12 protein-coding genes are annotated in these 12,095 nt (G+C 54.3%); 6 read left to right on the plus strand and 6 right to left on the minus strand.

From position 1 onward, the window contains the following. Nucleotides 1-3: 3 nt before the first annotated feature. The 4 genes from H7U06_RS04875 to H7U06_RS16360 are packed head-to-tail and all read right to left on the minus strand — an operon-like array spanning nucleotide 4 to nucleotide 2,700. Entirely contained in the window at nucleotides 4-432 is a 429-nt protein-coding gene (locus tag H7U06_RS04875; protein ID WP_175625037.1) for a biopolymer transporter ExbD, read from the minus strand. 18 nt (nucleotides 433-450) lie between these two features. Continuing rightward, nucleotides 451-1,143: a MotA/TolQ/ExbB proton channel family protein gene (locus tag H7U06_RS04880; protein WP_124574626.1), complete on the minus strand. Its 693-nt coding sequence runs from the start codon at nucleotides 1,141-1,143 to the stop codon at nucleotides 451-453. 39 nt (nucleotides 1,144-1,182) lie between these two features. Continuing rightward, nucleotides 1,183-1,989, minus strand: a complete 807-nt coding sequence (gene dapB, locus H7U06_RS04885; protein ID WP_175625038.1) for a 4-hydroxy-tetrahydrodipicolinate reductase — start codon at nucleotides 1,987-1,989, stop codon at nucleotides 1,183-1,185. A gap of 18 nt (nucleotides 1,990-2,007) precedes the next feature. Next, nucleotides 2,008-2,700 (minus strand): outer membrane protein assembly factor BamE, encoded by a 693-nt coding sequence (locus H7U06_RS16360; protein WP_368492553.1) that lies wholly within the window; start codon nucleotides 2,698-2,700, stop codon nucleotides 2,008-2,010. Between the two features lie 76 nt (nucleotides 2,701-2,776). On the opposite strand from H7U06_RS16360, the gene fur reads away from it, so the two are divergent. Then, the gene (fur, locus tag H7U06_RS04895; RefSeq protein WP_175625040.1) at nucleotides 2,777-3,202 is read left to right on the plus strand and encodes a ferric iron uptake transcriptional regulator; all 426 of its coding nucleotides are present in this window, start codon (nucleotides 2,777-2,779) and stop codon (nucleotides 3,200-3,202) included. 80 nt (nucleotides 3,203-3,282) lie between these two features. Here the strand turns inward: fur and hrcA are convergent, their stop codons facing one another. Further along, the gene (gene hrcA, locus H7U06_RS04900; protein ID WP_175625041.1) at nucleotides 3,283-4,311 is read right to left on the minus strand and encodes a heat-inducible transcriptional repressor HrcA; all 1,029 of its coding nucleotides are present in this window, start codon (nucleotides 4,309-4,311) and stop codon (nucleotides 3,283-3,285) included. A 67-nt stretch (nucleotides 4,312-4,378) separates the two neighbouring features. Continuing rightward, a complete protein-coding gene (locus H7U06_RS04905; RefSeq protein ID WP_175625042.1) occupies nucleotides 4,379-5,095 on the minus strand; it encodes an HAD family hydrolase in 717 nt (238 codons plus the stop codon). 88 nt (nucleotides 5,096-5,183) lie between these two features. Between H7U06_RS04905 and H7U06_RS04910 the strand changes: the two genes are divergently transcribed. From H7U06_RS04910 to dnaK, 5 genes are all read left to right on the plus strand, one after another. Beyond that, complete coding sequence (locus H7U06_RS04910) at nucleotides 5,184-6,101, plus strand: NAD kinase (RefSeq protein WP_175625043.1); 918 nt, start codon at nucleotides 5,184-5,186, stop codon at nucleotides 6,099-6,101. Nucleotides 6,102-6,103: 2 nt separating this feature from the next. Beyond that, complete coding sequence (recN, locus tag H7U06_RS04915; protein WP_175625044.1) at nucleotides 6,104-7,750, plus strand: DNA repair protein RecN; 1,647 nt, start codon at nucleotides 6,104-6,106, stop codon at nucleotides 7,748-7,750. Between the two features lie 63 nt (nucleotides 7,751-7,813). Further along, on the plus strand, nucleotides 7,814-8,920 hold the full coding sequence (gene hemH, locus H7U06_RS04920) for a ferrochelatase (RefSeq protein WP_175625045.1): 1,107 nt from the start codon (nucleotides 7,814-7,816) through the stop codon (nucleotides 8,918-8,920). Between the two features lie 461 nt (nucleotides 8,921-9,381). Further along, nucleotides 9,382-9,921, plus strand: coding sequence for a nucleotide exchange factor GrpE (gene grpE, locus H7U06_RS04925; RefSeq protein ID WP_175625046.1), 540 nt, complete (start codon nucleotides 9,382-9,384; stop codon nucleotides 9,919-9,921). 89 nt (nucleotides 9,922-10,010) lie between these two features. Beyond that, entirely contained in the window at nucleotides 10,011-11,957 is a 1,947-nt protein-coding gene (gene dnaK / locus H7U06_RS04930; RefSeq protein WP_175625047.1) for a molecular chaperone DnaK, read from the plus strand. The last annotated feature ends 138 nt before the right edge of the window (nucleotides 11,958-12,095 follow it).

A 12,095-nucleotide genomic window follows, 5' to 3' on the forward strand; every position in this document is an offset into this window, starting at 1 on the left:
CGACTATTTCTTGTTGGATTGCGGTGTTTCGGTGACAAAACCCAGCTTGGTGATGCCATTGCCCTGCGCGGCAGCCATGACTTGCGCAATGACTTCATAGCGGGTGCCTTTGTCGGCGCGCAACTGCACCTGTGGTTGTGGTTGCTGCTTGGCAGCGGCTGACAGCCTGGTCGTCAGATCATCCAGCGTGACCGGGTCATTGTTCCAGAAAACTGCGCCCGCACCATTGATGGAAAGCGAAATCGTGGTCGGTTCGGTCGGCGCCGGTGCTGATTTGGCGCTAGGCAGGTCGAGCTTGATGGCGTGTGTGAACAGCGGGGCAGTGATGATGAAGATCACCAGCAATACCAGCATGACGTCCACCATAGGCGTGACGTTGATGTCGGCCATAGGACCGGCTTGCTGCTTGTCGTTGAATCCGCCGAATGCCATATTGCTCTCCCGGTTTGCTTACTTGCCGACGCGCGCGCCGGTAGTCAGGTAGGCGTGCAAATCATGCGCGAAGGCGTCCAGTTCAGCCAGCGTGATGCGATTGACGCGGGTGAAGGCGTTGTAAGCCAGTACTGCAGGAATCGCGACAGCCAGACCGAGCGCGGTCATGATCAATGCTTCACCAACCGGGCCTGCGACTTTGTCGATTTGTATGGTGCCGGACGAAGAGACCGCGACCAGCGCGTGGTAAATCCCCCAGACCGTACCGAACAAGCCGATGAATGGCGCGGTAGAGCCGACTGATGCCAGCAAGGTCAGGCCGGTTTCCAGGCGCGACGACACACGATTGATTTCCTGGCGCAGCGTACGGGTGATCAGTTCGCCGGGATCGGTATTGGCGTTGAGCGAATTCGCGTGTGGTTTGATATTGGCGGCTTCTACGCTTTGCGCGGCCAGTGGCGTGTAGACGTTTTCGCTATCGCTGCGCTTGATGGTCGCGATGGCGTCTGTCAAGGTTGGTGCCTGCCAGAAGCCATCCAGCGCGGCTGCGCTGCGACGGATGCGCCATGAGCTCCAGGCTTTGGACAGGATGTAGTACCAGCTGAGGATGGACATGATCAGCAGCACGTACGCAACGCTATGCGAAACGGCATCGCCTTGTGCCCAATAGTGCGCGAGTCCCAGGCTTTGCTCTGCTGCTGTTGAATTCATGTTGTCTATCCGAGGAGAGTTGTTTTAGTCAGTCAGGGATCAGCGCAAGCCGAGCACGTCCTGCATATCGTACAAACCGGTTTTCTTGTCAGCCAGGAAGCGGGCGGCACGCAAGCTGCCGTGTGCATAGCTGACACGGCTCGACGATTTGTGCGAAATCTCTATGCGTTCGCCAGTACCGGCAAACAGCACGGTATGGTCACCGATGATGTCGCCGCCGCGTACTGTGGCAAAGCCTATTGATGACGGATCGCGTGCACCGGTCACGCCTTCACGTGCCCAGACTGCAACATCGTTGAGTTCCTTGCCCAGTGCTCCGGCTATCACTTCGCCCATTTTGATCGCGGTACCGGATGGTGCATCGACCTTGTGGCGGTGGTGTGCTTCTATGATTTCGATGTCATAGCCTTCGGAGAAATTCTTCGCCGCCATTTCCAGCAACTTCATGGTGACGTTCACGCCTACGCTCATATTTGGCGCAAACATGATGGCGGTTTTTTCTGCGGCAGCAGCGATTGCCGCTTTGCCAGCCGCGTCGAATCCGGTGGTGCCTATGATCATTTTGATGTTGTGCGCCGCGCAGTATTCGAGGTGCTTGAGTGTGCCTTCAGGGCGGGTGAAGTCGATCAGGAAGTCGGAATCAGCCAGGCCCTGGGCGAAGTCGGATGCGATCAATACGCCGCTAGGTTTGCCGAGGAAGGCTGCGGCATCAGTGCCGATAGCTGGTGATGCTGCGATATCCAGTGCGCCCGCGAGTTTGGCATCCGGTGCTTCCAGGATGGTTTCGATCAGCATATGGCCCATACGGCCGGACGCACCCGCTACCGCGATTTTCAGTTGATTCATGTGTTCAGATTCGGTTGATTATTTGTTTGCTGCTTTGGCTTTGTCTGCGATACGCGCCAGGTAGTCTTTTTCAGTTGGCAGGTCGCCACCGCCTTCGAAGGACGAGACCAGCTTGTCCTTGAAGTAGACAGTAACGCGGCTGCTGGTGATTTCGCCATTACCTTTTTGCATGCGGAACGCGTAGTCCCAGCGATCAGCGTGGAAGACGTCGGTCAGCAAAGGTGTGCCGAGCAGGAAGACGACCTGGTCCTGCGTCATGCCTTCTTTCAACTGGGCGACCATTTCCTGCGAAACGAAGTTGCCTTGCTGGATGTCAGGACGGTAAGGGGAGAAAATGCCGAGGAAGCGTTTTTCACGTTTGACTTGCACACCGCTGCTGGCGGCGGCTGGTACGGCGGCGACTACTGCTGGCTTGGCTTCGGCCGCAGCAGTTGTCGTTGCGGCTGCAGCAGCAGCAGCTGCTGCTGCTGCAGTTTCCGTTGCTTCGCTTGCAGGTGCGGCTGTTTCTACGGCTACTTTTTCTTCGTTGGCTGCTACTGGTGCTGGCTGTGCGGCTGGCTTGGCGGCAGGTTTGGCCGCAGCGGCTACCAGTGCGGGTTCGTCTATCAATGGGTTTTTCGAGGCGCAGCCTGTGAGTACACCTGCCAATACCAGGCAAAATGTACCAGCGATGAGCGGAGCGCGATTAGAATGACGGGGCAGCATTTGCATATGGGGTCTCAAGGGATTGAGCAATTGTACGAAAACACTATATGATAAGGCAGATATCCTTAATATGAGCAAGAACATGCCGAACAATCCATCCGAGTTAAAAGCCAGCGGCCTGAAAGCGACGCTGCCACGTCTGAAAATCCTCGATATTTTCCAGACTGCCGAAGTACGCCATCTGAGCGCAGAAGACGTCTACAAGATGTTGCTCGCTGACAATCTGGATGTCGGCCTGGCAACGGTTTACCGTGTTTTGACGCAATTTGAACAAGCGGGCTTGCTGCAGCGCAATCACTTTGAAACCGGCAAAGCCGTATTCGAACTGAATGAAGGCTCGCACCATGACCATCTGGTTTGCCTGGATTGCGGCAAGGTAGAAGAGTTTTTTGATGCTGAAATCGAAAAGCGCCAGGTACGTATCGCTGAAGAGCATGGTTTTGAAATCGCCGACCATGCGCTTGCCTTGTATGGGCATTGCAAGAGTTGCCAAAAAGCTAAAAAGTAAGCTGTCACGTTTTACGAAAACCATGCTGGTGGAAACACCCGCATGGTTTTTTTACGTTTTGCAGTTTTTTCTTGGTTGCTTCAGCCAGGATTGTGGCTGAGTGCGTTCGACAGCAATTTGGCCGTGATGTCGACGATAGGAATCACGCGTTCATACGCCATGCGTGTCGGGCCGATAACGCCCAGCGTGCCGACGACTTTGCCGTTCACGGTGTAGGGCGAGGTCACTACGCTCATCTGGTCCATAGGCACCAGCTTGGATTCGCCACCGATAAAGATTTGTACGCCGTTCGCCTTGTTTGACACGTCCAGCAATTGCATCAGGCTGGTTTTTTGTTCGAACAGGTCAAACAGCTGGCGCAAGGACACCATGTTCGATGACAGGTCACTCACGCTGAGCAGATTGCGTTCACCGGAAATGACGACATCATCGCTATTGTCATTCATCGCATCGCTGCCAGCTTCGACTGCAGCTTGCATCAGGCGCGTCATATCGTCGCGCAACTGCTTCAATTCACCCTGCAAACGTATTCTTACTTCGTCGAAGCTGAGGCCACCGTAGTTCTGGTTGATGTAATTCGCTGCCTGTATCAACTGGCTAGGTGTGTAATCGACATCGGTCAGTAGCAGGCGGTTTTGCACGTCGCCACTGGGGCTGACGATGACCAGCAGTATGCGTTTCTCGGACAGGCGCAGGAAATCGATTTGCTGGAATACCGATTCGTGTCGCGGCGTCATGACGATGCCAGCGAATTCGGATAGCGAAGACAGGATTTGTGCGGCGTTGGAGATAATCTTTTGCGACGAACCGGTTTGCAGCGAATTCTGCAATTTCGATTCGAGTGCGCTTTCATCGATGGATTGCACCGTCAGCAAGGTATCGACAAACACACGGTAGCCGCGCGGCGTAGGTACGCGTCCGGCCGAGGTGTGCGGACTGGCGACAAAGCCCATCTCTTCCAGGTCCGCCATCACGTTGCGTATGGTCGCAGGTGACAGGTCGAGGCCCGAGATTTTGGAAAGCTCGCGCGAGCCGACCGGCATGCCGTCCGCTATATAGCGTTCGACGAGGGCTTTCAGCAGGGTTTGTGCGCGGTTATCAAGTTGCATAGTATCGCTATTGTATGAGTGGTCATGCCGGGCGGCAAGGGCAAGGCCGCAGGGGGCATGCTGCCCATTATGCGCGCTTTAGCCAGGCATCGAGCTCATATAAATTGGTGACGCTGGCAGTCGGCACAATATGGTCGGGCAATGTGTGGTCGAAGCGATTCATCCACACCGCGCGCAAACCGGCGTTTTGGGCACCCTGGATATCCAGGGTGGGGTCGTCACCGACGTAAATGGCTTCGTGTGGCGCAACGTCCAGTGCGGCGCAGGCCGCATGAAAAATCTCTGCGCCGGGTTTGGCGCTGCCAAATTGATGGGCCGCGATCGATACCTGGAAATAAGATGCCAGGCCAATTTCGCCGAGGTCGGCAAAACCGTTGGACACCGAGCCCAGGGCAAAACGTTCGCTCAGGCTGGTCAGACCAGGTGTGACATCTACAAACGGGTTGACGGCGTTGCGCGCGACTGAAAAAACCGCCATCGCCTGATCCACCAGATCCTTGTTTTCACTCGTTAAATGACAGGCGCGTGTCAGCGCAGCGTGGCGTAAAGCCCATACATTGAATTGGAATTGCGGATCGGTAGGCAGCAATTCCATGCGCAGCTCGCGCAATTCCTCATTGCTGAAGCGTTGTGTTACACCCGGAATGTGCTCATTCAGCCAGTCATACAAAATGGCTTCTGCCTTGACCAAAGTCGGGGCCAGGTGCCACAAGGTGTCATCCAGATCGAACAGGATGGCCTTCACAGGCGGATGAGTGGAATGCGGTGTAGGCTGGGACGTCATGTTGGATACTCAATCATTTGCATGGATGATGCGTTGCATAGCGCACGAGAAGGCCAAAAGAAGGACAAATTATGGTCTAATCTGCAGCATGTCGCTTACCTCACACTCTACACACCCTTCCAGTTTTAATACGATCGCTATCTTCGGCAAACATATGGCCGGTGGGATTGCGAAATCGTTGACTGATATCGCCGATTGCCTGGGCAAGACCGGCCGCAAAGTCATTTTCGAAGCAGAAACCGCACTGAACTTTTCGCTCAGCAATTACGATTCCATGACTTTGCCGGAAATCGGCGAGTGCGCGGATGCCGCTATTGTAGTCGGCGGCGACGGTACCATGCTGGGGATTGCGCGCCAATTGGCGCCATACAATGTGCCGCTGATAGGCGTGAACCAGGGACGTCTCGGTTTCATGACCGATATTTCGCTGGACCAGATGATGCCGCTGCTGAAAGAAATGCTGAATGGGAAAGTCCGTTCCGAACAGCGCAGCTTGCTGAAGGGCTCGATAGAACGTGAGGGTGAGGCTGTATACAGCACACTGGCTTTCAATGACGTCGTCTTGTCGCGTGGCTCGGGTTCCGGCATGGTGGAATTGCGCGTCGAAGTCGATGGTCATTTCATGTACAACCAGCGTTCGGATGGCCTGATTGTGGCGACACCGACTGGCTCCAGCGCGTATGCTTTATCGGCCGGTGGCCCGATTTTGCATCCCAGCCTGACCGGGATCGGACTGGTGCCGATTGCGCCGCACGCCTTGTCGAATCGTCCTATCGTGGTGCCGGACAGTAGCGTGATCGAAATCGAAGTCGTCGGTGGTCGCGAAGCCAATGTCAATTTCGATATGCAATCAGTGGCGCGCCTGCTCAAGCATGACCGGATTACCGTGCGTCGCTCCGAACATACGATTACCTTCCTGCATCCGGAAGGCTGGAATTATTACGATACCTTGCGCGAAAAGCTGCATTGGAATGAATACCCGTCAGTAGAAGGTCGCTTGAAATAAACATGCTGCGCACGCTCTCCATCCGTGATTTCGTTATTGTCGATGCCATCGAACTGGAATTTTCGCCTGGTTTCTCCGTTTTCACCGGCGAAACCGGCGCGGGTAAATCCATCCTGATCGATGCGCTGGCACTCGCGCTTGGCGGGCGTGGTGATGCCAGCGTGGTACGCGAAGGCGCAGCCAAGGCTGACATAACGGCCGAGTTTTCCAGCAGTGCCGAGCTGGATGCCTGGCTCGCCGAAAACGAATTCAGCAATGAAGACGGCGGCGCATTGCTACGCCGCGTCATAGACAATGCCGGTCGCTCCAAAGCCTTCATCAACGGCATCGCCGCTACCGCCACGCAATTGCGTGAGCTGGGTGAGCAACTGGTCGATATCCACGGCCAGCATGCGCACCAATCGCTGCTCAAAACCGATGCGCAACGCGTGCTGCTGGATAACCAGGCTGGTTTGCAGGATGAAGTGAAAGCAGTCGCCGCCGCATATAAAGCCTGGCGTGCGCTGGCGCGGCAACGCGAAGAATTCGAAACCAATGCCAAGAATGTCTTGTTGGAGCGTGAGCGCCTGGAATGGCAAGTCGGCGAACTGGAAAAGCTCGCAGTCAAACCGGGTGAGTGGACCGATATCAGCAATGAACATAGCCGCTTGTCACATGCCGCCAGTCTGATAGAGGGGGCGCAAGAAGCGCTCAGCCTGATCTCCGAAGCCGACACACCGATGCTGTCGCAGCTGTCGTCGCTGAATACCCGCATCGGCAAACTGGTCGATCTCGATGCGGGCTTGCAACCGGTGCTGGATGCACTGGAGCCAGCGCGTATCCAGTTACAGGAAGCGGTCTATGCGCTGAACGATTACCTGAGCCGGGTCGAGCTGGATCCGGCGCGCTTGCGTGAGGTTGAAGTGCGGCTGGAAAACATCCATTCGGCCTCACGTAAATTCCATGTCGCTGCCGATGATTTGCCGCAGGAACTGGAAACCCTATCCACGCAATTGAAGCAGCTGGCTGATGCCAGCGACCTTGATGCCTTGCGTGCGCAGGAAGAAAAACTGAAAGCGGTCTACACCAGCGCCGCGCAAAAACTCACCAAAGCACGCACCAAAGCCGCCAAAGCGCTGGGTGACGCAGTGACTGCAGCGATGCAGGACCTCAGCATGAGCGGTGGCAAGTTCGCAATCGCCCTGCAGCCATGCGAGCCCGCTTCGTACGGATTGGAACAGATTGAGTTCATGGTGGCTGGTCATGCCGGTACCACGCCGCGCCCACTGGCCAAGGTTGCATCGGGTGGCGAGCTGGCGCGTATCGCGCTGGCAATTTCCGTCATTACCTCCAGCGCGACTGCGACGCCTACATTGATTTTCGATGAAGTTGACAGTGGCATAGGTGGTGGCGTCGCCGAAGTTGTCGGCCGTTTGTTGCGCCGTCTCGGGCAGGACCGGCAAGTACTGTGCGTCACGCATTTGCCGCAAGTGGCGAGCCAGGCCAATCAGCACTTCCAGGTCAGCAAACAAAACAACAAGGGCAAGACTGCATCGTCGATCGCTGCGCTGGATAGCAATGCGCGCGTAGAAGAAATCGCGCGTATGCTGGGTGGACTGGAAATTACTGCCACTACACGTACGCATGCACGGGAATTGCTGGCAAACTGAGCTAAGCTTATACCTGCGATGCTCAGGCATCGCTTCCCATAAGACCAATAATATTGAGAGCTCATGTCCTTTAGAACTGAACCACCGTACACCCATGGCAGTTTGCCGAAAACAGCAGTCGTACTGGTTAATCTTGGTACCCCCGATGCACCGACGACTTCGGCAGTAAGGCGTTACCTCAAACAGTTTTTATCCGATCCGCGCGTGGTGGAAATCCCGCGTACGATCTGGTGGTTCATCCTGCATCTCATCATCCTGCCGTTCCGGTCAGGACAGTCGGCGAAGAAGTATGCGTCGATCTGGAGTAATGAAGGTTCACCGCTCAAAGTACATACCGAGAAACAGGCCAGGCTGCTCAAGGGCTATCTGGGCGAACGCGGTCACAAAGTAAAAGTGGTGTATGCGATGCGTTATGGCCAGCCTGCGTTGCCGGATGTCTTGCGCGAGCTGAAAGCTGACGGTTGTGAACGCATCCTGATCCTGCCTGCCTATCCGCAATATTCAGGGACAACGACGGCTTCTATCTTCGATGCCGTATTCAGTCATTACGCGCAAGAACGCAATGTCCCCGAGTTGCGCTTCGTTAAGCATTATCACGACCACGATGCCTACATCCGTGCCTTGTGCAAATCGGTGCAGGCGCATTGGGATATGGCCGGACGTCCGGACAAGCTGGTCATGAGTTTCCACGGCGTGCCCAAGCGCACCTTGACGCTGGGCGATCCGTATCACTGCGAATGCCATAAAACGGCACGCCTGCTGGCCCACGAGCTGGAGTTGACGCCGGATCAATACATGGTCACTTTCCAGTCGCGCTTCGGCAAGGCTGAGTGGCTGCAACCCTACACCGCACCGACGCTGAAGAAACTGGCGCAAGATGGTATAGGCCGGGTCGATGTGATTTGCCCGGGCTTTACCAGCGATTGCCTGGAAACGCTGGAAGAGATCGCAATGGAGGCGCGCCATGACTTCATGAGCGCCGGTGGCAAAGACTTCAACTACATCGCTTGCCTGAACGAGGATGATGCGTGGATTAAGGCAATGGCGGAAATTACGGAGTTGCATCTGGTAGGCTGGCCGACTATCGTCTCGCCTGCGCAGCACGAAGAGCAGGTCCACGAGGCGCAGGTTTCGCTGGATGAGGCGAAGCGCCTGGGCGCCCAACAATAAAAATGGCCCGCGAGGGCCTTTTTCATTAGAAAACCTTGTTTTTTTGCAATAAACCCCTATTTATTGAGGGTAAAAGCGGTCTGCACATGCTTTTACCCCGCTGCGGCTATTAAGTGGCTGGTGCATTGTTTTACAATGTCGTATAACAAATGACCGTGGTCGCAATAGCGGTATAGGCAACAATCGACATGGAAATAAGCGGCAGTTTCATGGCTGGCTCCTGTCGGTAGCAGTGGTGGCACACGAGCCACCCAATTACAGCCTAGTCCGTATAGAGAAAAATGCCATCCCATGAACAGGGAAATTTTGTAACAACGACACTGCCACAGCGCTTATCATCGCGTTTCGTGAATTTTTGCTAAGCCTGCAGGAATACCCCTTGAAATAGTGTGGGATAACCCCATGTGCACTGTCGCATTGGCATTTTTTGTCATAACTCATTGATTGTTGGAGATTTTTTCATGCAAGACCAAGATAAATACGCTGAGCAAGCAGCGTCGATCGAAGATCCGGTAACGGCTGAGGCGGCTACTGCACCTACTCCTACTGTGGAGGAGCAGCTCGCGGCGTCCCAATTGCTCGTACAGGAATTGCAGGACTCATTCTTGCGTGCCAAAGCTGAGGTCGAGAATTTCCGTCGTCGCGCCCAGGAAGATGTCACCCGCGCACACAAATTCGCGATTGAAGGCTTTGCCGAAATGCTGCTGCCAGTGAAAGACAGTCTGGAAATGGCGCTGCAAGTAGAAACACCTTCCATCGAGTCCTTGAAAGAGGGTGTGGAAATGACCTTGAAGCAGCTGAATGCTGCCTTCGAGAAGAACCGCCTGCTGGAAATCAAACCACAGCAAGGCGACAAACTGGACCCTATGAAGCATCAGGCGATGTCCCTGGTTCCTGCTGATCAGGAGCCAAACACAGTCGTCAACACGCTGCAGAAGGGCTATCTGATTGCAGATCGCCTGTTGCGTCCAGCGCTGGTAACGGTTGCACAAGAAAAATAACTTGAAAGCATCTGTTTACACCACATATTGACGTTAACAAATTTTGTATTTAACAGTTTCGCATCACAGACATTAAGGGAAATTCCATCATGGGCAAAATTATCGGTATTGACTTAGGTACGACCAACTCCTGCGTAGCAATCATGGAAGGCGGTAAACCAAAAGTTATCGAAAACTCGGAAGGTGCGCGTACTACGCCCTCCGTGATCGCATATCAGGAAGACGGTGAAATTCTGGTTGGCGCACCTGCCAAACGCCAGGCTGTCACCAATCCGAAAAACACGCTGTACGCAGTCAAGCGTCTGATCGGCCGTAAATTCGACGAAAAAGAAGTGCAAAAAGATATCGGCATGATGCCGTATCAAATCGTCAAAGCCGACAACGGCGACGCATGGATCTCCGTGCGCGACAAAAAGCTGGCCGCACAGCAAATCTCCGCAGAAATCCTGCGCAAAATGAAAAAAACCGCCGAAGACTACCTCGGTGAAGAAGTGACTGAAGCCGTCATCACGGTTCCTGCTTACTTCAACGATGCACAACGTCAGGCAACCAAAGACGCAGGCCGTATTGCTGGTCTGGACGTCAAGCGCATTATCAACGAACCTACCGCAGCTGCGCTGGCTTTCGGCCTCGACAAAGGTGGCAAGGGTGACCGCAAGATCGCTGTGTACGATCTGGGCGGCGGTACTTTTGATATCTCCATCATCGAGATCGCAGACGTAGACGGTGAAATGCAATTTGAAGTGTTGTCGACCAATGGTGACACCTTCCTCGGCGGTGAAGATTTCGATCAACGCATCATCGATTACATCATCGACGAATTCAAGAAAATCAACGGCCTCGACCTGAGCAAGGATGCGATTGCATTGCAACGTATTAAGGCATCGGCTGAGCGCGCGAAGATCGAATTGTCGTCGTCGCAACAAACTGAAATCAACGAACCGTACATCGCGATGGCGAACGGCGCACCTGTGCATTTGAACTTGAAAATCACCCGTGCAAAACTGGAATCGCTGGTTGAAGAACTGATCTCGAAAACCATCGAGCCATGCCGCACCGCGATCAAGGATGCAGGCGTTAAAGTTTCCGACATCGATGACATCATCCTGGTCGGTGGTATGACCCGTATGCCTAAAGTGCAGGAAACCGTAAAAGACTTCTTCGGCAAAGATCCACGTAAAGACGTGAATCCAGATGAAGCAGTTGCTGTCGGTGCTGCAATTCAGGGTTCGGTTCTGTCCGGTGATCGTAAAGATTTGTTGTTGCTCGACGTGACTCCGCTGTCGCTGGGTATTGAAACCCTGGGTGGCGTGATGACCAAAATGATCCAGAAGAACACCACCATCCCGACCAAGTTCAGCCAGGTGTTCTCGACCGCTGACGACAATCAGCCTGCGGTCACCATCAAAGTGTTCCAGGGTGAACGCGAGATGGCAGTTGGCAACAAGGCTTTGGGTGAATTCAATCTGGAAGGCATCCCACCAGCAGCACGTGGTACGCCGCAAATTGAAGTGACCTTTGACATCGATGCCAACGGTATCTTGCACGTCGGCGCGAAAGACAAGGCAACCGGTAAGGAAAACAAGATCACCATTAAGGCAAACTCCGGTTTGACCGAAGAAGAAATTCAAAAAATGGTGCAGGACGCAGAAGCGAATGCAGAAGAAGACAAACGCCTGAAAGAAGTAGCGGAAGCGCACAACCAGGGCGATGCACTGGTGCATTCGACGCGTAAAGCCTTGACCGAATACGGCGACAAGCTGGAAGCCGGTGAGAAAGAAAAAATCGAAGCAGCGATTGCTGAACTGGAAGAAGCATTGAAAGGTAGCGACAAGGCTATCATCGATGAAAAATCCGCAGCCCTGACCACTGCAGCGCAAAAACTCGGCGAAAAAATGTACGCCGACATGCAAGCGCAACAAGCAGCAGGCGCAGCTGGTGGTGATGCAGGCGATGCCGGTCACAGCCACGCTGACAGCAAACCACAGCAAGATGACGTAGTGGATGCTGACTTCAAAGAAGTGAAAGACAAGTAATTTTTAATGGTCTAGCGGTCTGATGCATGGCACCGCTGGTCACTTCAAATTGTTGTCTTGGAGTGTCTTGCGCTTGCCATCGTCTGTACTGTGCAGACTCGCCGGGTCGTATGGTTTTTGTAAAAAAACCGTCGATTC

The sequence above is a fragment of the Herminiimonas sp. Marseille-P9896 genome (genome assembly GCF_903993245.1).
Classification (GTDB): Bacteria; Pseudomonadota; Gammaproteobacteria; order Burkholderiales; family Burkholderiaceae_D; genus Oxalicibacterium; species Oxalicibacterium contaminans.

Coding starts and splice junctions, on each gene's coding strand:
- dapB (WP_175625038.1), bottom strand. CDS start 1,989: ATGAATCAACTGAAAATCGCGGTAGCGGGTGCGTCCGGCCGTATGGGC.
- dnaK (WP_175625047.1), top strand. CDS start 10,011: ATGGGCAAAATTATCGGTATTGACTTAGGTACGACCAACTCCTGCGTA.
- H7U06_RS04910 (WP_175625043.1), top strand. CDS start 5,184: ATGTCGCTTACCTCACACTCTACACACCCTTCCAGTTTTAATACGATC.
- H7U06_RS16360 (WP_368492553.1), bottom strand. CDS start 2,700: ATGCAAATGCTGCCCCGTCATTCTAATCGCGCTCCGCTCATCGCTGGT.
- recN (WP_175625044.1), top strand. CDS start 6,104: ATGCTGCGCACGCTCTCCATCCGTGATTTCGTTATTGTCGATGCCATC.
- H7U06_RS04880 (WP_124574626.1), bottom strand. CDS start 1,143: ATGAATTCAACAGCAGCAGAGCAAAGCCTGGGACTCGCGCACTATTGG.
- H7U06_RS04905 (WP_175625042.1), bottom strand. CDS start 5,095: ATGACGTCCCAGCCTACACCGCATTCCACTCATCCGCCTGTGAAGGCC.
- H7U06_RS04875 (WP_175625037.1), bottom strand. CDS start 432: ATGGCATTCGGCGGATTCAACGACAAGCAGCAAGCCGGTCCTATGGCC.
- fur (WP_175625040.1), top strand. CDS start 2,777: ATGCCGAACAATCCATCCGAGTTAAAAGCCAGCGGCCTGAAAGCGACG.
- hrcA (WP_175625041.1), bottom strand. CDS start 4,311: ATGCAACTTGATAACCGCGCACAAACCCTGCTGAAAGCCCTCGTCGAA.
- grpE (WP_175625046.1), top strand. CDS start 9,382: ATGCAAGACCAAGATAAATACGCTGAGCAAGCAGCGTCGATCGAAGAT.
- hemH (WP_175625045.1), top strand. CDS start 7,814: ATGTCCTTTAGAACTGAACCACCGTACACCCATGGCAGTTTGCCGAAA.